At 41.6% G+C, this 18,345-nt stretch carries 17 protein-coding genes; 14 read left to right on the top strand and 3 right to left on the bottom strand.

All coding sequences use genetic code 11. The features are described from left to right. From BQ5364_RS11000 to BQ5364_RS10990, 3 genes are read left to right on the top strand one after another with little or no spacing between them, the layout of a single operon-like run. The gene (locus BQ5364_RS11000) at positions 1-702 is read left to right on the top strand and encodes an ABC transporter ATP-binding protein (protein WP_004613972.1); all 702 of its coding nucleotides are present in this window, start codon (positions 1-3) and stop codon (positions 700-702) included. Beyond that, on the top strand, positions 695-2,320 hold the full coding sequence (locus tag BQ5364_RS10995; RefSeq protein WP_071144282.1) for a hypothetical protein: 1,626 nt from the start codon (positions 695-697) through the stop codon (positions 2,318-2,320). Before BQ5364_RS11000 ends, BQ5364_RS10995 begins: the two co-directional genes overlap by 8 nt. Before the next feature lie 17 nt (positions 2,321-2,337). Continuing rightward, complete coding sequence (locus tag BQ5364_RS10990; protein WP_022250882.1) at positions 2,338-3,288, top strand: tRNA-dihydrouridine synthase family protein; 951 nt, start codon at positions 2,338-2,340, stop codon at positions 3,286-3,288. A 39-nt stretch (positions 3,289-3,327) separates the two neighbouring features. Here the strand turns inward: BQ5364_RS10990 and BQ5364_RS10985 are convergent, their stop codons facing one another. Then, positions 3,328-3,999, bottom strand: a complete 672-nt coding sequence (locus BQ5364_RS10985) for a C39 family peptidase (protein WP_235837162.1) — start codon at positions 3,997-3,999, stop codon at positions 3,328-3,330. Positions 4,000-4,493: 494 nt separating this feature from the next. Here BQ5364_RS10985 and BQ5364_RS10980 point away from each other — a divergent pair, with 494 nt between their 5' ends. Both BQ5364_RS10980 and BQ5364_RS10975 read left to right on the top strand, forming a co-directional pair. Next, the gene (locus BQ5364_RS10980; RefSeq protein ID WP_004613967.1) at positions 4,494-6,737 is read left to right on the top strand and encodes a DUF4125 family protein; all 2,244 of its coding nucleotides are present in this window, start codon (positions 4,494-4,496) and stop codon (positions 6,735-6,737) included. A 13-nt stretch (positions 6,738-6,750) separates the two neighbouring features. Beyond that, entirely contained in the window at positions 6,751-8,319 is a 1,569-nt protein-coding gene (locus BQ5364_RS10975) for a chloride channel protein (RefSeq protein ID WP_022250885.1), read from the top strand. Between the two features lie 41 nt (positions 8,320-8,360). Here BQ5364_RS10975 and BQ5364_RS10970 read toward each other — a convergent pair whose 3' ends face one another. After that, positions 8,361-8,756 carry a hypothetical protein gene (locus tag BQ5364_RS10970; protein ID WP_004613965.1) on the bottom strand — a complete coding sequence of 132 codons (396 nt, stop codon included), beginning with the start codon at positions 8,754-8,756 and terminating at the stop codon, positions 8,361-8,363. 171 nt (positions 8,757-8,927) lie between these two features. Between BQ5364_RS10970 and pyrH the strand changes: the two genes are divergently transcribed. From pyrH to rseP, 6 genes are all read left to right on the top strand, one after another. Further along, positions 8,928-9,623 carry a UMP kinase gene (pyrH, locus tag BQ5364_RS10965; protein WP_022250886.1) on the top strand — a complete coding sequence of 232 codons (696 nt, stop codon included), beginning with the start codon at positions 8,928-8,930 and terminating at the stop codon, positions 9,621-9,623. A gap of 23 nt (positions 9,624-9,646) precedes the next feature. Beyond that, positions 9,647-10,198 (top strand): ribosome recycling factor, encoded by a 552-nt coding sequence (frr, locus tag BQ5364_RS10960; RefSeq protein WP_022250887.1) that lies wholly within the window; start codon positions 9,647-9,649, stop codon positions 10,196-10,198. 97 nt (positions 10,199-10,295) lie between these two features. Then, positions 10,296-11,009: an undecaprenyl pyrophosphate synthase gene (locus BQ5364_RS10955; RefSeq protein ID WP_071144280.1), complete on the top strand. Its 714-nt coding sequence runs from the start codon at positions 10,296-10,298 to the stop codon at positions 11,007-11,009. Beyond that, the gene (locus BQ5364_RS10950; RefSeq protein ID WP_004613961.1) at positions 11,010-11,813 is read left to right on the top strand and encodes a phosphatidate cytidylyltransferase; all 804 of its coding nucleotides are present in this window, start codon (positions 11,010-11,012) and stop codon (positions 11,811-11,813) included. A 15-nt stretch (positions 11,814-11,828) separates the two neighbouring features. Next, a complete protein-coding gene (dxr, locus tag BQ5364_RS10945; protein ID WP_004613960.1) occupies positions 11,829-12,974 on the top strand; it encodes a 1-deoxy-D-xylulose-5-phosphate reductoisomerase in 1,146 nt (381 codons plus the stop codon). Position 12,975: 1 nt separating this feature from the next. After that, a complete protein-coding gene (rseP, locus tag BQ5364_RS10940) occupies positions 12,976-14,004 on the top strand; it encodes an RIP metalloprotease RseP (protein WP_004613959.1) in 1,029 nt (342 codons plus the stop codon). A gap of 78 nt (positions 14,005-14,082) precedes the next feature. On the opposite strand, the gene BQ5364_RS10935 is transcribed toward rseP, so the two are convergent. Beyond that, the gene (locus tag BQ5364_RS10935; RefSeq protein WP_071144279.1) at positions 14,083-15,348 is read right to left on the bottom strand and encodes a peptidoglycan-binding protein; all 1,266 of its coding nucleotides are present in this window, start codon (positions 15,346-15,348) and stop codon (positions 14,083-14,085) included. Positions 15,349-15,425: 77 nt separating this feature from the next. On the opposite strand from BQ5364_RS10935, the gene BQ5364_RS10930 reads away from it, so the two are divergent. The 3 genes from BQ5364_RS10930 to BQ5364_RS10920 are packed head-to-tail and all read left to right on the top strand — an operon-like array spanning position 15,426 to position 18,334. Beyond that, positions 15,426-16,622, top strand: a complete 1,197-nt coding sequence (locus BQ5364_RS10930; RefSeq protein ID WP_071144278.1) for a transglutaminase domain-containing protein — start codon at positions 15,426-15,428, stop codon at positions 16,620-16,622. Positions 16,623-16,667: 45 nt separating this feature from the next. Continuing rightward, the gene (locus BQ5364_RS10925; protein WP_004613956.1) at positions 16,668-17,342 is read left to right on the top strand and encodes a response regulator transcription factor; all 675 of its coding nucleotides are present in this window, start codon (positions 16,668-16,670) and stop codon (positions 17,340-17,342) included. Then, a complete protein-coding gene (locus BQ5364_RS10920; protein WP_071144277.1) occupies positions 17,339-18,334 on the top strand; it encodes a sensor histidine kinase in 996 nt (331 codons plus the stop codon). Before BQ5364_RS10925 ends, BQ5364_RS10920 begins: the two co-directional genes overlap by 4 nt. Positions 18,335-18,345 lie beyond the last annotated feature (11 nt).

Here is an 18,345-nt window from a genome sequence, read left to right as displayed (position 1 = left end):
ATGAGGTTGGAACTCAGAGAAGTGCAGAAGGCATTTGATCAAAAACAAGTTCTGAAAGGTGCAAGTTTTGTGTTTGAAAAAGGAAAGATATATGGTCTGTTGGGAAGAAACGGGGCAGGAAAGACAACACTTTTCAATTGTATCAGCAAAGAGATTTCCTGTGACGGTGAGATTGCGTTATATGACGGAGCGGATGATATTTTGGACTTTTCACAAATCGGATTTACATATGCGCATCCGATTTTACCAGAATTTTTGACAGGATATGAATTTCTCAAGTTTTATATTGATATCAATAAAGATAAGATTAAGGATAAAAAGTCAATTCCGGAGTACTTTGATATGATTAAGATCAAAGAAGAAGACTGGTACCGTCTGATTAAGGATTACTCGCATGGAATGAAAAATAAAATGCAGATGATCTGCTTTTTGATTACGAAGCCTCCGGTGATTCTGCTGGATGAGCCTTTGACTTCTTTTGATGTCGTTGTGGCGCATGAGATTAAGCAGATGTTAAAAGCGATGAAGCAAGATCACATCATTATTTTTTCGACACATATTTTGGAACTTGCAGAGGATCTATGTGATGAGATTGTCATTTTGAATCAGGGAAAACTGGAGGCAATTGACCACAATATGATTGGGGCGCCTGAATTTGAAGAGAAGATTTTTGAGGCGCTGAAGGAGGAACAGCATGATTAATACCATCATTCAGGGAAGGATGCTTGTCTTTGTGCAGCAGGTCAATGTTCTGCTCTATTATGTGAGAAAATTACCGCTTGTCGGAGAGAAAATACCGTACCGTCTGTATGGAGAGACGGATATCAAGAAGGCGATTGGTGCCATACCGGTTGTGTTTTCCGTGATAGGTGCATTTGTTGGTACATTTTTGTACTTTTTGCTGATGATTAAGCTGCCGGCGAATTGGATTCAGGGATTTTGGGAAAAAGAAGGGATTTTTGTAGATCAAAAAGCAGTAATGGTCTACTTGTTTTTAATTTTCTCTTTTTTGCCGGGAAGTTTTTTGGTGTCAAACCTGACGGAAGGGGCAAAAAAGGATTATGTGTTGCTGCATGTGATGCGGATTCCGGCGGCACAGCATTATCGCTCCAAGATGGTACTAAAAGGAGTGAAAGATACCATCTGCTTTTTAGTACCGCTATTGTGGTTTGGATTTGGAGCGGAATCTGCGTTGTTTGTTGTATCATTGTTTTTTACACGATACATTGGGCATGCCGGAATTTTACAACACTATCGACATTCCGAGAAAAAAGGGAAAAAAGTATTTTGGAAATCTTTAGGAAAAACATTTTTAATGTTTGGAATCATATTAGCACTCGGATATGGAGTGGCGGCAGCAGTCCCAAGGTTGTTTTTTGATAGATATGTGATGGCAGAAGTTGTTGTCTTTTTGAGTTTCACGTTAGTAGGAATGTTTTGTTTCTCGAAAGTGTGGAAGTATGGGGGATATACGATTTTTGCGAAAAAGATGGTCAGCCTGAAAGATTTTTTAGAGCAGGATGATGCGGTAAAAGAGGCTCGGGCTGCAGATGTGCAGATTCAGGATAAGGATATTTCCAAAGAGGAACTGCGCTCGAGAAAATACGAGGAAAAAGAAGGGTATGACTATTTGAATGCCATTTTCTTTGAACGCCATAAAAGAATTGTTTCAAGAGCGGTCAAAAGCAGAATCATCATCATCTTGGCAGTTGGACTGATTGGGGCAGTGGCATTGTTATTTGTGGGAGAGCAGATGAAACAAAAGACATTTGAGGCGATGACGCAGATGATGCCGGTCATGGTATTTGTCATGTATTTGGAGTCCACAGGTGGAAGAATTTGTAAGGCAATGTTTTTTAACTGTGATATCAGTCTGCTGAAATATGGATATTACCGGGAAGCAGATGCAATCTTGAAAAATTTTAAGATACGCCTTAGAAAATTATTGATGCTAGATGCAGTTCCGGCGGCTATAATCTGCGGGATGCTTCTTCTTTGGACTCTTCTGTGTGGTGAGATACTAGCTGTTTGGAAAGTGATACCGTTGATGGCAGGCTCCTTGCTATTATCCGCATTTTTCTGTCTGTTTCATCTGTTTATGTACTATATCACGCAGCCATATACAGAAGAAAAGACGGTGAAAAGCCCTATTTTTTCGGTGGTAAATGCACTGGTGTATTTTGGATGCTATCTTTGTCTGCAGATACAGACAGGTTCATGGCTGTTTACATTGGGAGTGCTTGCTGTGACAATCATCTTTATTCCGCTGTCATATTTTTGCGTGTTTCGGTTTGCACCGAAGACATTTAAAATTCGTTAGAAGAGGAGAAGACAATTATGAAATTTTATCTGGCGCCGTTGGAGGGGCTGACGACATATGTTTATCGGAATGTATACCATCATTTTTTCCATCCAATGGATAAATATTTTACTCCGTTTATCGTACCGCATCCAAATCGTGGATTCAAACCGAAAGAGTTGAAAGAAATTCTGCCACAGCACAATCAAGGGCTTTGTGTGGTCCCGCAGATTCTGACTAATAATGCGGAGGATTTTATCCGGACGGCACAGGAGTTTCGGGAGTATGGATATGAAGAAATCAATTTGAATTTGGGATGTCCGTCTGGGACAGTTACCGCAAAGAAAAAAGGATCCGGCTTTTTGGGATATCCGGATGAGCTGGAACGCTTTCTATACGAAATTTTTGAGCGGACAGAATCAAAGATTTCCATCAAGACAAGAATCGGGGTGGAGCATCCAGGAGAATTTGAGCGGCTTTTAAACATTTATAATAAGTTCGAGATGGAAGAACTGATTATCCATCCGAGGGTGAGGGCAGATTTTTATAAGAACAAACCAAATATGGAAGTATTTGGACAGGCAGTGAAAGAAAGCAAAAATCGGCTTTGCTATAATGGGGACCTGTTTATTAAGTCGCATTTTGAAGCGTTTGAAAAGGAGTATCCGCAGGTGGAGCGTGTGATGCTTGGGCGCGGGGTGATGGTAAATCCAGGACTTTTGAATCTGATTTGTGAGGGTAAAAGCTTAGATAAAGAAGTATTGCGTGCATTTCATGATGAATTTTACAGGAAGAATCAGGAAGTTCTTTCGGGAGACCGGGCGGTTCTTTTTAAGATGAAAGAATTGTGGTTTTTCATGATACATTTATTTGAAGGAGCAGAGAAGGCTGCCAAGAAGATCAAAAAGGCAGAAAAACGGCATGTGTATGAGGAATGTATCGAAAGGTTGTTTTCAGATTACCCGCTGAATCAAAAATTAGTAAAATAAAGAATGGAGTCAGAATCAAATTGATCTGGCTCCTTCTTTTTAAATAGAAAATGCCCAAAGATTATTAATCTGTGGAGAAAGTCGTTCGTAGCTCCACAACTTTTCGCTGTTTGCATTGCTGTTTGGGTCCAAGACATGAAACTGTCCATTCTCATATCCGTTCAACACAATAAAGTGTCCGGTAGTAGTAAAATCTCCGGGACGCATACTACAGATAATCGGGTGCCCAGAAGCGAGTTGGTTTGCCATAACAGATTCATCTAATACAAGTTCCTGAGAGGTGATTCCATATTGCTTGGCGCCTATCCGCATCAGTTCCCAGCTGGAACCGGATTCCGGAACATAGAGTCCGTTGGAAGCTGCATATTGTGCAATCTTATATGGGGTGATCGTATTGTCTCCGGTCAGTCCGGAAACTACCATTGCAAGGGAAGTTGGTCCGCAGCCGTTGATGGCTAGAAAATTATCCCCGTAGATTCCGTAGCCCCATCGTGTATCCCATTGAAGAAGGTGCGGAATTACCCCTTTTGTGACATCGCCGATTGTATCGGCGCAAGGCTTGTCCTTTTCAGATGGGTAATTTAGAACGAAATCAGTTGCCTCGGTATTTTTTGAGAGCAGTTCCAGCAAATCAGCAGGATACTGGTCGTAGTGGTTCACAATTTCTGCGACACGCTTGTCGCTTGCGGCCATGTTATTCAAGTTTGTCACGACATCGGAAGGCAATGAAGCAGTGTCAGATGGGATCGGTGTGAATTCAATTTTTTTCTTTGCTTTATTTGCAGAAGTATTGTTCCCTTCGGAAGACGTTATCTTTGGAAATAATTTTTCTTTGATAGAGAATACTGTTTTTCCCAAGAGTATCAGAAAAAGCAGGGCGATGAGAAAAAAGACGCATCTTTGTATGAGAAGCTGCTTTCTTCTGCGTTTTTTTAGCGCGTTTCTTTTAGCGCGTTCTGAATCAGTGTAACTGTAATTTATATGATCTAAATTTCTTGAATCCATAAATAAAATCCTCTCTTGTACATAGTAAAAATATTATAACGCACGTAACAAAAAAAGTGTTTAATGAAAAGTGATAAATTTATTAAAATAAATTAAGATTACATTGCAGAATTTCTGCAGGTTGTGTTACTGCATGAAATTGGCTATAATAAAAAATAGTGTAAAAGAATGCCGAAAGGGGCAGGAAATGAGGAAACAAAATGCAGGAAGAAAACAAACAGATAGATCCAGGAACAATGGAAAGATTGGTTCAGGGAAATGAACAGATTGGTTACTATAGAAGTATCAGCAACTATGAGGAGGCGCTAAAGATTTCAAAAGAGATGCTGGAACTGGTGAAAGAGCTTGGTTTACAGGAGAGTGAGGCGCATGGGACGACACTTTTGAATGCGGCGACCGCATATCGAGCAGCAGGTATGTGCGAAAAGGCGATTGCGATGTACCGGGCAGCGGAACAGATTTTCAAAAATCTTGGAATTCAAGATGAGCGTTTGGCGGGACTTTATAATAATATGAGTATGGCATTTCAGCAAAAAGAAGACTATGGGACGGCAGAGAGCTGTCTTTTGCAGGCGCTTGCAATTGTTAGAAACCTTCCGGATCATAAAGTGGAAGAGGCGACAACCTATGCAAATCTGGCGTCAGTCTGCTATGAAAAGGAAGAATTTGCACAAGGGATTGAATATGTGCAGAGGGCGATTGAACGATTTGAGGAATGTGAAGAAAAAGATGCGCACTATTGCGGTGCGTTGGCACTTCTTGCACAGGGGCACTATGAGCAGGGAGAATTGGAAAAAGCAATTTCGGCCTATACAGAAGCATTGCGGGAGATTTTGGCGCATTTTGGGAAGAATGAGTCTTATGCAATGACTTGTGAAAACTGCGCAATTGTGCTTTCGAAAGCTGGATTTGCAAAAGAGGCAGAGTATCTGAAAAAAGAGGCGAAAGAAACTTATGAGAACATACGAAGACCGAAAAAAGAGATTTCAGGTCTCGAATTGTCAAAATGCTACTATGAGACTTACGGGAAAGCGATGCTAAAAGAGCAATTTCCAGAATATGCAGATCGTGTGGCAGCAGGTCTTGTTGGGCATGGCTCAGAGTGTCTCGGGTTTGACGACATGTGGTCAAAGGATCATGATTTTGGACCGGGATTCTGTCTTTGGCTTACGGAGAAAGACTATGAAAAAGTAGGTCAAAAGATGCAGGAAGCATATGAGGCGCTCCCGAAGGCTTTTATGGGTTATCCGGCACGGAATACTTCAAAGCGAGGAGGCGGACGTGTGGGAGTGCTAAGTATTCCTGAATTTTATGAAGAGTTTACCGGAAACGGTGCATGGAGTGAGATGGAAGACGAAAAACTTGCCATGGCAGTGAATGGGGAGATGTTTGATGACCCATTGGGAGAATTTTCGGCAATTCGGGAACAACTGCAAAATGGAATGCCATTTGCTGTCTGGAAACGAAGACTTGCAAATGCCGTTGCGCTGACAGCACAAGCCGGGCAGTATAATTATGGAAGATGTAAAAAACGAAATGATATTGTAGCAGCAAATCTTGCGCTAGACGAATTTGTGCGGGAAGGAATGCGGACAGCATATCTTTTGAATCGAAGGTATATGCCGTATTATAAATGGGCGTGGAGAGGTCTTGAAAATCTAGAACGCTTAAGTGAATTGAAACCGCTGTTTGAACAGGTACTTTCTTCAGAAGGAGAACGGGAGAGCGTGGTGGAAGAAATTTGTGCAAGGCTGTTAGAAGAACTGAAACGACAAAACCTGACATATGGGGAGGAGACGTTTTTGGAATTGCATGTGGAAAGAATTTTGGAGGCGAAAGAAGAGATGAATCCGATAATAGAACAAATTGTAGAAATGGAGTGGGAGATGTTTCAAAATGTGAGAAATACAGGCGGGCGTGCTGCGTGTCAGGATGATTTTGAGACGTTTGATGTGATGCGCAAAAGCCAGTTTTTGATATGGGATCTGCCTCTTTTGGAGAGTTACTGGCAGGATCTTCAAGAGGGAAAAGCGCAGGGAAGAAATCTGGTGATGGAAAAGTATGCTTATATGATGGAGTCTACAGCTCCAAAAGAATACGAAGCGATTGCCACGGGACTTCCGAAGATTTCAGAAGAAAAACAGGCTATGGTTGAGCAGATTGTGGCGATTCAGGTTGGATGGCGAGAGGAGTTTGCTGAAAAATATCCGCACCTGTCCGGACAGGCAAGAATCATCCACACATCGGAAGATACACTGTATGATATTTCTTTTGAGACTTATCTGCGGGGAGAACTTAAGACATATTCTATGCAGACATTGGTGCTCTATGGAAGACGTATTGTGGCGTTTGTGCAGGAACAAAAAAATATGACAGAAGAAATCATGCGCTATACAACGGCATTTTATGGCTATAAAACGTTGGAAGATGCAGAAATAAAATAGGAGTGAGAGAAAAGTGAAAAAGGATACGTCGTACGTTCTAAACAGAGCGGAACGATTTCATATGGTGTTGATTGGAGAAGGTCTTCTAGTTGGAGCAGTGGCGGGGGGAATTGTGCTGCTATACCGGCTTGTGCTGGCATATGCAGGAGAGTGGCTGCAGATGATTTTGCATTATGCAAAAGGTTCTCCGGTCAAGATGTGTTTGTGGTTCGTTATTTTGGTACTGTTTGCGGTTATTGTAGGCTTGCTTGTGAAGTGGGAGCCGATGATCTCAGGAAGTGGAATTCCACAGCTTGAAGGAGAGATGATCGGGAAACTGAATCAGCGGTGGTATAGAGTGCTGCCAGCAAAGTTCTTAGGAGGATTTTTATCTTTGTTTGCCGGACTTTCTCTTGGAAGAGAGGGCCCGTCCATTCAGCTTGGCGCAATGACGGGAAAAGGAATTTCCAAAATGCTTGACAGGGGAAAGACAGAAGAAAAATTTTTGCTGACTTGTGGTGCCAGTGCGGGACTATCTGCGGCATTTCATGCACCTCTTGCAGGGGTGATGTTTTCACTTGAAGAAATTCATAAGAATTTTTCAGTGTCTGTGCTCGTGTCTGTCATGACCTCATCGATTACGGCAGATTATATTTCTTCAAAGGTATTTGGACTGGATCCGGTATTTCAATTTGATATTGGGCATGCATTACCACAGAGTTATTATTGGATGATTCTGCTGCTTGGTGTCATCCTTGGTGTGATGGGAGCTTTTTATAATTGGTTTACGTTAACTGTACAAGGACTTTATAAAAAGACAAAAGGATTAAACGAAATCACAAAAGTTATGCTCCCATTTTTGTTAGCGGGTGTTTTGGGATTTATCATGCCGGAACTTCTTGGAAGCGGGCATAATCTGATCGATGCTTTGACCCATGGAGAGTTGGCTCTTACAAGTGTTGTTTTTTTGCTTGTCGCAAAGTTTGTGTTCTCTGCCATTTGTTTTGGCAGTGGTGCACCTGGAGGAATATTTTTTCCGCTTCTGGTGTTAGGGGCATTTATCGGCGGTATTTTTGGAATGGTCGGAACGACATATTTCGGAATGAGCCCGGAGTATATCAATAACTTTGTCCTGCTTGCTATGGCCGGGTATTTTACTGCGATAGTAAGAGCGCCGATTACCGGAATTATCTTGATTTTTGAGATGACCGGATCGCTAAGTCAGATGCTGTCGCTGTCAGTTGTCTCGATTGTGGCATATGTGGTCGCAAGTTTGATGAAATCAGAGCCGATTTATGAAAGCTTGCTGGGCAGACTTTTGAAAAATCGGGGGGAAGAGCAGGTGAAAACAACGGGTCAGAAGATATTATCTGAGCATGTTATCATGCATGGCTCTTTGTTGGTACATAAAGCGGTAGCGCAGATTGACTGGCCAAAACACTGCCTTTTAGTTGCGATTAAGCGTGGCGAAAAAGAGATCATCCCAAAAGGAGGGACTATTTTGTCCGCAAGCGATGTGATTGTTACGATAAATGACGAGAGGGATTTTTCTTATGTACATGAGAAAATGGAGGCGTTGTGTGCAGAACAAATACAGGAGTAAAAATAGCATCGGTTCACAGAGTTGTGTACCGATGCTGATTTTTAACTTGTCCGTGTGAATTCTGTCTTACATTTTGGACAGGTAATGCAGATACGTCCTTTTCCTTTTGGAATACGGATCTTTTGTTTACATGTCGGACAAGTATAAATATGATGTGTTTTCCGCTGCTGCATGTGTGATTTTTCACGCTGGAATCTTGCTAAAAGCTTATTCTTTATCTGTAAGAATCTCATATTTTCCTGATACCGTTTGCTATGGTTCTTTGAGAACACACGGTAATAGGTATAAATGAGTAAAAGCAGTGTCCAGGAATTCAAAACGACGCTATGAAAAAACAAATCTATGGCACAGAAGAAAACAGTCACTCCAAGCAAAAATTTGGAAAATGAATCGATGCCATAGCGTCCCATCATAAAATGTTGTAATTTTTCCTTCATATTGTTCACCTCTGAAAGTATCATAGCATGTTTGGATGGGAAAAAATATGGTTTAAATATAAATAAAAGTTAAAATTTTCTAAAAGGATAGCAAAATAGACTGTGCACGAAGAAAGCTTTATGATATAATAATGAAACACAAGAGGAAAAAATAGAATAAGGAGCAGACATATGAAAAGAGTGTTATTAAAGCTGAGCGGGGAAGCTTTAGCAGGAGATAAAAAGACTGGTTTTGATGAGGCAACTTGTATCGGGGTTGCCAATCAGGTAAAGCAGCTGGTAAACGATGGGATCCAGGTCGCAATCGTGACAGGCGGCGGGAACTTCTGGAGAGGAAGAACAAGTGAGACGATCGACCGCACAAAGGCAGACCAGATTGGAATGCTTGCAACGGTTATGAACTGTATTTACGTATCTGATATTTTCAGACATGTTGGAATGAAGACAGAGATTTTCACACCGTTTACATGCGGCGCATTTACAAGTCTGTTTTCAAAAGACGCAGCAGTTGAGGCGTTAAACAGTGGAAAGGTTATTTTCTTTGCAGGAGGAACAGGACATCCATATTTTTCAACAGATACAGGAGCAGTTCTTCGGGCGATTGAGATTGAGGCGGATGCAATGCTGCTTGCAAAGGCAATTGACGGTATTTACGACAGCGATCCGAAGTTGAACCCGGATGCGAAAAAATATGATGAGATCACAATTCAGGAGACGATTGACAAACGTCTTGCGGCTGTAGATCTTGCGGCGTCTATTTTATGTATGGAGAATAAGATGCCGATGTTAGTCTTCGGATTGAATGAAGAAAACAGTATTGTTGAGACAATGAAAGGTACATTCACAGGAACAAAAGTGACAGTATAAGAGAGATTTTGGAGGATATGATTATGAACGAAAAATTACAGGTATATGATACAAAGATGCAGAAAACATTACACAGTCTGGATGCAGAGCTTGCAACAATCCGTGCAGGGCGCGCTAACCCACACATTTTAGATAAGCTGACAGTAGATTATTATGGTTCAGCAACACCGATTCAGCAGGTGGCAAATATCTCTGTTCCAGAGGCTCGTATGATTCAGATTCAGCCATGGGAAAAGAGTATGGTAAAAGAGATTGAAAAAGCAATCCTGACATCAGATATCGGAATCAATCCGACAAATGACGGTACAGTAATTCGCCTTGTGTTCCCGGAACTGACAGAAGAACGAAGAAAAGAACTTGTAAAAGATGTTAAGAAAAAAGGTGAGGCAGCAAAAGTTGCAGTCAGAAATATCCGTCGTGATGGAAATGACGCATTTAAGAAGTTAAAAGGAAGCGATGTTTCTGAAGACGAGATCAAAGGATTAGAAGAAGAATTACAAAAATTAACAGATAAATACATCAAAGAAGTAGATAAATCAGTAGAAGCAAAATCAAAAGAAGTTCTTACTGTTTAAGAGATAAGATGAGCAAGAAGATAAGTGAGGAATGCTAAGATGCAGACTTTGCTTATCTTCTTTGACAGTATGCACCAAAAGAAAAGGAGGACGTTGTATGAACGTACCACAGCACGTGGCGATTATTTTAGATGGAAATGGTCGTTGGGCAAAGAAAAAAGGGATGCCAAGAAACTATGGGCATGCACAGGGAAGCAAGAATGTGGAGCGCATCTGTGAAGAGGCATATAAGATGGGAATCAAATATCTGACAGTCTATGCGTTTTCGACGGAGAACTGGAGCAGACCGAAAAGTGAAGTGGATGCATTGATGAAACTTCTCAGAAATTATATGAAGACCTGCCTGAAAACGGCAGAGAAAAACCGTATGAAAGTCCGGGTGATTGGCGACAAGACCGCCCTGGATGATGATATTCGAAAAAGAATCGATGAGCTTGAGGAAGCGTCAAAGAATAATGATGGATTGAATTTTCAAATTGCATTAAATTACGGAAGCCGTGATGAGATGATCCGTGCGATGAAAAGGATGTGTACAGACTGTGAGGACGGACGCTTGCATGCAGACGAAATCAGCGAAACAGTATTTGAACAGTATTTGGATACACATGATATTCCGGATCCGGATCTTCTGATCCGCACAAGTGGGGAACAGCGGTTATCGAACTATTTGTTATGGCAGCTTGCGTACAGTGAATTTTATTTTACAGATGTATTGTGGCCGGATTTTACGAAAGAGGAATTGAAAAAAGCCATTGAGCATTATAATAGTAGAGACAGACGTTTTGGGGGCGTGAAGGAAGGAGAAGAATAGATGTTTAAGACAAGATTACTGAGTGGAATTTTGCTTGTCCTAATCGCATTGGTGACAATCATCAGTGGAGGTGATATCCTGTTCGCAACAGTGCTGCTGATCAGTCTGATTGGAATGAGTGAATTATATAAAGTGCTGAAAGTGCACAACACATTACTTGGTGTGGTAGGTTATGCGGCGTGTATCGTCTATTATGGGATGATCCGTATGGGAAGAGCTGATATGGTGACATTACTTACGATTGCATTTTTAGTTGCCATTATGGCGGTGTATGTATTTTCATATCCGAAGTATCGATCAGAACAGATTATGATTACGTTTTTCGGACTGTTTTATGTGGCAGTGATGTTATCTTATGTTTACCAGACGCGAGAGCTTACACAGGGGGCATATTTAGTGTGGCTCATTATCCTTTGTTCATGGGGATGTGACACTTGTGCTTACTGTGTCGGAATGCTGATTGGAAAGCATAAGATGGCGCCGAAGCTCAGCCCGAAAAAATCTATTGAGGGCGGTATCGGGGGAATTCTCGGGGCAGCACTTTTGGGAGTAATTTATGCACTTGCAATCAATCAGTTTGCATCAGGAGCGGACGCAAATGCGTTAGAATATGCGGTTATTTGCGGTGTTGGCGGAATGATTTCCCAGGTGGGAGATTTGGCTGCATCTGCTATCAAGCGTAACCATGATATTAAAGATTACGGAAAACTGATTCCTGGACACGGTGGAATTTTAGACCGATTTGACAGTGTGATCTTTACAGCACCGATTATTTATTATATGGCGGTCGCATTGATGCGATAAAAGAAAGGATGTTTCATGAAGAAAATAGCAATACTGGGATCTACAGGATCCATAGGAACACAGACGTTAGAAGTTGTCCGAGAAAATAAGGATATAGAGGTACTTGGACTTGCGGCAGGGAATAACATCAAACTTTTGGAGAGACAGATTCGGGAATTTCATCCGAAGATGGCGGCAGTATGGAGCGAGGAACGCGCAAAAGAGCTGCGTGAGAATGTGAAGGATCTGAATATCAAAATTGTGTCAGGCATGGAGGGACTCATTGAACTGTCTGTTATGGAAGAGAGTGAGATCCTTGTGACTGCGATTGTGGGAATGATTGGGATTCGACCAACAATTGAGGCAATCAAGGCAGGAAAAGACATTGCACTTGCGAACAAAGAGACACTGGTGACAGCGGGACATATCATTATGCCGCTTGCAAAAGAATATCAGGTGGCGATTCTTCCAGTGGACAGTGAACACAGCGCCATTTTTCAGTCTCTTCAGGGGGGACAGGAGAAAGCGCTTCATAAGATTCTACTGACGGCATCGGGCGGACCTTTCCGCCAAAAGACAAGAGAAGAACTTCTCAATATTCAGGTCGAAGATGCACTGAAACACCCCAATTGGGAGATGGGAAGAAAGATTACAATCGATTCTTCTACATTGGTTAACAAAGGTTTGGAAGTCATTGAAGCAAAATGGCTTTTTGATGTGTCACTTGATCAGATTGAGGTCGTTGTGCATCCGCAGAGTATCATTCATTCGATGGTGGAATATGTGGACGGCGCGATCATTGCGCAGCTTGGAACACCGGATATGAAACTGCCGATACAGTATGCATTATATTATCCGGAGAGAAGATTTCTGCCGGGAGACAGATTGGATTTTGCAGCATTGTCAAAGCTGACATTTGAAAAACCGGATATGGAGACGTTCTATGGACTTCGTCTTGCATTTGAAGCGGGAAAAGAGGGAGGGTCACTTCCGACGGTATTCAATGCGGCGAATGAACTTGCAGTTAGTAAGTTTTTGGAGCGAAAGATTAAGTATCTGGAGATACCAGAGATTATCGAGCATTGTATGCAGGCACACAAAACGATAGCAGATCCATCGGTAGATGAGATTTTACAGACGGAACAAGAAGTATATGAACAGATAGAAAGCAGGTGGTGGTAAAATGGGAATTATACTTGCAATATTGGTGTTCGGACTGATTGTGACAATCCATGAACTGGGACATTTTTTGCTGGCGAAAAAGAATGGAATCCATGTGGAGGAGTTTTCTATCGGAATGGGTCCCCGCCTGTTCAGCAAAGTAGCCGGAGATACAAGGTATTCGATCAAACTGCTTCCAATCGGAGGCTCCTGTATGATGGGCGAAGATGATGTAGAGGATATGTCCGAGGGAAGTTTTAACACAAAGCCTGTCTGGGCAAGAATTTCTGTTATTGCAGCCGGACCGATTTTTAATTTTATATTGGCATTTATTTTTGCGGTAATACTGGTTGCGTGGGTTGGCTATGATAAACCGGTGATTTCCGGTGTGACACCAGGATATTCTGCGGAGGTAGAAGGAATGCAGGCTGGAGACCGGATTCTTAAGATGAATGGAAAGAAAATTAATGTTTGGCGTGAGGTGCTTTACTTTAATGTATTCCATCCGGGAGAAACGGTAGACCTCACATATGAGCGAGATGGGGAAAAACATGAGGTGACAATTACGCCTCAAAAAGATGAAAACGGAGCATACAAACTAGGGTTGATGTCTCCTGGCAAGAACGAAGAGGCGAATTTGTTCACGGCGTTGCAGTATGGGGCTTATGAAGTGAAATTTTGGATCTGTACCACTTTAGAAAGTTTGAAGATGCTTGTCACCGGGCAGGTGGGAGTTGATCAGCTATCCGGACCCGTTGGTATCGTTGACATGGTCGGAAATACGTATGAGCAGAGTAAATCATATGGATTATCGGTTGTGATTATAGAATTGATGAATATTGCCATTTTATTATCAGCAAACCTTGGTGTGATGAATCTGATACCATTTCCGGCATTGGATGGCGGAAGACTTGTGTTTTTGTTTATTGAGGCGATACGAGGCAAACGAGTGCCGCCGGATAAAGAAGGTATGGTGCATTTCGCGGGATTGATGCTGTTGTTTGCGCTGATGATATTCGTGATGTTTAACGATATAAAGAGATTATTTTAACAATTGGGGACGTAGTAAAATTGAATTTTACTACGTCCCCAATTGAACATACCCCTGTCCCTAATTGAAGGTGTTGCCTTACACGAGCTCAGCAATTCTGGAGACTCCTACGTAAATTTCGGAGATTTTATACCATGTGCGATAATCGACTGTTCCCGTTTCAGGGAGTCCAAAGACGGATTGGAATTTTCGCACAGAGGCAGCAGTCGCAGGACCATAGATGCCGTCCACAGCAACTTTTGGAATTGCAGGATAGGCACCGGCAATCACATTGAGTTGTTCCTGCATCTGACGAACTTTGTCCCCGGAAGAACCATTGGAAAGGGTATAGCCAGGCCACGAGGAAGGTACGCCGGAAATTTCCTGAGCAGTATTAATGTACATATTGTCACCGTAGTAGTAGCGCAGAATTTCAATAGGTGAGTATCCTTGGTCGCCGAGTGCCTTGGAACCCCACTGTGTCATCCAGTTCGGACATTGGACACGCCTGCCGTCACAGTATTGAGTCAAAATTGGCTGCCTGACATTTGGACGGGACAGATAGCTTGCAAACTGCTCATCTACGATTTCTGAGATTGTATCAAAGACGTTACGCTCCGGAATCCATTTGTGGTCGAAGGCAGTTGAGGAAGTGATTGTAAAGTCGTATCCTTGATTTCTGTACCATTCAGTATAGACGCGGTTTAGTGTAAATGACATAATCGCGAGCACATTTGCACGGATAGTATCCTGTGGCCATGTGGCATAAATTTCGCTGGATGCCACATTTTTGATATAATCTTTATATTTGACATAGTAGTTTTTTGCAGTGCTGTCTCGCGGAGAGCCGTCGTGAACGACAATGTATTCCGGTACGACAACCCGGCTCAGTACAATTTCGCCGGTTTCCTGCAGAGGCTTGATTTCATCTTCTGGAATTTTAGGTGGATATTCTCCATATAATGTGTGAGCGGGAATAACAAATACATCCTCCGGAGGTTCTGGATCGGTCATCGGGTGCATAGTAATATTCTGGATGGCGGTGACGTCCGGAAGGATTTCTGCCCCGGCAATACTTAGTGGTTCGAAACCAGGAGCAGACACGTTCAGAGTGTATTCGGAATATGGCTGGTATTCGATAGTTGGATTTAGGCTGTATTCAAGTGGTGGTGTATCTAATTCCAACACTTCGGTCTGTCCTGAGGAATCGGTTGTCAATTCTTCAATCGGAGATTCTGGAACGCCGGTATAAGTAATGGATATTTTAGCCTCTGAGATTGGATAGGAATTTATGTCGGAGGTGACATTGATCTGAAGTTTTCCTTTATCAGCGTTGTCAATCTGTGCGGTAGTGATACGGTTCATAAAAATACCTCATAGGAAATCTATTACTGTTATGATATTCTGAAAAAAAGGGATCGTGAATAAAAGAGGAGAGAAACATGGCGAGAAAAAAGAAGAGAGGTTGTCTCGGAATGATTTTGGGCATTGGAATGAGTGCAGCGGTCGTTGTTGTTCTGGGGATGGTTGGAACATATGGATTAAAATGGGAAAGAAGCTATGAAAAGCGAAATGAAATTCCGTATCAAAAGGTCAATTTGAAAGAGACGAATCCGGCACAAAAATATTATTATGAATCGTTGTCTGAAGAAGACAAAGTGGTGTATCAGCAAATTTTGCAAGGAGTGTTGGATGGAAATGGAGAAATTTATCTGCACAGTGCAGATGCAAAAAAGAACAATCAGTTGTTTCAATTTGTGCTCAATGATTATCCGGAGATTTTCTGGTGTGACGGAAGAGGGAAGACAACGATTTACCAAAAAGGAACAGAAAGCTATTCTGTTTTAAACCCTGAATATCAGTATGGACAAGAAGAGCGGGAGCGCAAACAAAAAGAGATTGATGCAATAACACAGGAAGTGCTTGATGGAGCGCCGAAGGATGGGGCAGAGTATGAAAAAATTCAATATGTATATGAATATGTGATCAACCATACGGATTACAGGGAAGGAGCCTCAGACAATCAGAATATTTACAGTGTATTGGTTAACGGGGAATCTGTCTGCGCAGGCTATGCGAGAACGACGCAGTATTTATTGGAGCGGTTGAATGTATTTTGCACTTATGTGACAGGGACAGCCAAGCGTCCTGAATCAAGTGAAGAGGTGCCGCATGCGTGGAATTTGGTCTCTTGTGGAGAAGACTATTACTATGTGGATACAACATGGGGAGACCCGGTGTATTTGGAGGAAGTGGACACAAATATTGTTTATGATTACCTCTGTATCTCGGAGGAGGAATTGTTTCAGACCCATAAGCCGGATGATGTGATCGCACTTCCAAAATGCACGGCTAAAGATGCGAATTATTATGTGTTGAATGGGATGTATTATGAGACATATGAAAAAGATACCATTCTTGCAAAGATGAAAGAGAGCATTCAAAATAAGCAAAGCCAGGTCGTTTTTAAATTTGCAAATGAAGCGGTATATGCAGAAGCAAAAGAGCCGATGCTGGAAGAAATGGTGAAAGAGGCCGCGGAGTATTTGGGAAAATTATATCAGTTATCCCGTGTCAAATATTCTTATAAAGATGAAGAAATACTGCATAAAATCAGCATTTTCTGGAGCTATGAATAATCTGTTTTTATGTGTTACAATAGAGAGCGAAGAAGGAGGAGTACCATGTATAAGATATTGATTGTAGAAGATGATATGATGATTGCGAAGACACTGAGCAGTCATTTGGAAAAATGGGACTATGAAGTGCGCTATGTCAAAGATTTTAAAAATGTGATGAATGATTTTTTGGAGTTTGATCCGCAGCTGGTGCTGATGGATATTATATTGCCACTGTTTAATGGGTTTCACTGGTGTACGGAGATACGAAAAATAGCAAAGACACCGATTGTATTTTTGTCGTCGGCATCCGATAATATGAATATTGTGATGGCGATGAATATGGGCGGCGATGATTTTATTGAAAAACCATTCGATCTGAATGTTGTGACAGCCAAAGTGCAGGCAATGCTGCGAAGAGCCTACTCATTTCAGGGAAATTTAAATGTTCTGGAGCATCAGGGACTGTTGCTGAATCTGAATGATGGGATTGTAAGCTATAAAGAAAAAAAGACGGAATTGACTAAAAATGAATTTAAGATTTTGCAGGTTTTGATGGAGCATGCAGGAAAAATTGTGACAAGAGAAGAGTTGATGACGGCACTTTGGGAGAGCGATGCTTTTGTGGATGACAATACACTGACAGTCAATGTCACAAGGCTTAGGCGGAAACTTGCTGAACTTGCTGCTGTAGAGTTTATAAAGACAAAGAAAGGGATTGGATATATTATAGAGACATGAAAGAATTCAGATCATACTGGAAGAAAAATAAAAGATGGATAGGAATTAGCTTTAGTTTCGCTGTGATTTTTACAGTCATTTTAATGTTGTATGATATATCGGCAGACACCGTGTGGTATGCATTTGCACTTTGTTTTAGTGTGGAGGTGATTCTTCTTGCTGTTGATTTTGTGAAATATTATGGAAAATGTAAGCGGATGGAGGAACAGTATCTCAATATCAATATCTGTGTCCCGGAGGATGGAGAACCTGAGGATCTGGTGGAGAGGTATTATCAGGAGATGGTTAATACACTGTTCGAGGGGAAAGCGAAAATAGAGTCTGATAACAATATCGCTAGAAAAGAAATGCTTGATTACTACAGTCTTTGGGTGCATCAGATAAAAACACCGATTGCCGCAATGCGGATTTTACTTCAGGCTGCTGAGGAGATTTCATTTGAAAAACGCACTGAGCTTGAGATGGAGCTATTTAAAATTGAACAGTATGTGGAGATGGCACTGTCTTATATCCGTTTGGGGAATATGGCATCAGACTTAAAGCTGCAGTGGTACCCGATGGATGAGATTATCAAACCTGCAGTAAAAAAATACTCTAAGTTATTTATTCTCAAGAAAATAAAACTGAAATATGAGCCGATTGAGAATAAGATACTGACAGATGAAAAGTGGCTTGGCCTTGTTGTCGAACAGATTTTATCCAACGCACTGAAGTACACGAATGAAGGAACGATTTCTATTTATTTAGAACCAAAGAAAGAGAATGTACTGGTGATAGAAGATACCGGAATTGGTATTTGGCAGGAAGATCTTCCACGTGTGTTTGAAAAAGGATTTACCGGGTATAACGGAAGAACAGATAAGAAATCGACGGGAATCGGCCTATATCTTTGCAAAAGCATCGTCGATAAATTAAATCATAGAATTTATATATCATCGGAAGTGTCAAAAGGAACAAAAATCTTTTTGAATTTGAACCGTGATGATTTTTGATTAGAGTAAAA

The organism is Coprococcus phoceensis, from assembly GCF_900104635.1.
Lineage (GTDB): Bacteria > Bacillota > Clostridia > Lachnospirales > Lachnospiraceae > Faecalimonas > Faecalimonas phoceensis.
This window is presented reverse-complemented; position numbering and strand designations above follow the sequence as displayed.

Coding starts and splice junctions, on each gene's coding strand:
- BQ5364_RS11000 (WP_004613972.1), top strand. CDS start 1: ATGAGGTTGGAACTCAGAGAAGTGCAGAAGGCATTTGATCAAAAACAA.
- BQ5364_RS10995 (WP_071144282.1), top strand. CDS start 695: ATGATTAATACCATCATTCAGGGAAGGATGCTTGTCTTTGTGCAGCAG.
- BQ5364_RS10990 (WP_022250882.1), top strand. CDS start 2,338: ATGAAATTTTATCTGGCGCCGTTGGAGGGGCTGACGACATATGTTTAT.
- BQ5364_RS10980 (WP_004613967.1), top strand. CDS start 4,494: ATGCAGGAAGAAAACAAACAGATAGATCCAGGAACAATGGAAAGATTG.
- BQ5364_RS10970 (WP_004613965.1), bottom strand. CDS start 8,756: ATGAAGGAAAAATTACAACATTTTATGATGGGACGCTATGGCATCGAT.
- pyrH (WP_022250886.1), top strand. CDS start 8,928: ATGAAAAGAGTGTTATTAAAGCTGAGCGGGGAAGCTTTAGCAGGAGAT.
- frr (WP_022250887.1), top strand. CDS start 9,647: ATGAACGAAAAATTACAGGTATATGATACAAAGATGCAGAAAACATTA.
- BQ5364_RS10955 (WP_071144280.1), top strand. CDS start 10,296: ATGAACGTACCACAGCACGTGGCGATTATTTTAGATGGAAATGGTCGT.
- BQ5364_RS10950 (WP_004613961.1), top strand. CDS start 11,010: ATGTTTAAGACAAGATTACTGAGTGGAATTTTGCTTGTCCTAATCGCA.
- dxr (WP_004613960.1), top strand. CDS start 11,829: ATGAAGAAAATAGCAATACTGGGATCTACAGGATCCATAGGAACACAG.
- rseP (WP_004613959.1), top strand. CDS start 12,976: ATGGGAATTATACTTGCAATATTGGTGTTCGGACTGATTGTGACAATC.
- BQ5364_RS10935 (WP_071144279.1), bottom strand. CDS start 15,348: ATGAACCGTATCACTACCGCACAGATTGACAACGCTGATAAAGGAAAA.
- BQ5364_RS10930 (WP_071144278.1), top strand. CDS start 15,426: ATGGCGAGAAAAAAGAAGAGAGGTTGTCTCGGAATGATTTTGGGCATT.
- BQ5364_RS10925 (WP_004613956.1), top strand. CDS start 16,668: ATGTATAAGATATTGATTGTAGAAGATGATATGATGATTGCGAAGACA.
- BQ5364_RS10920 (WP_071144277.1), top strand. CDS start 17,339: ATGAAAGAATTCAGATCATACTGGAAGAAAAATAAAAGATGGATAGGA.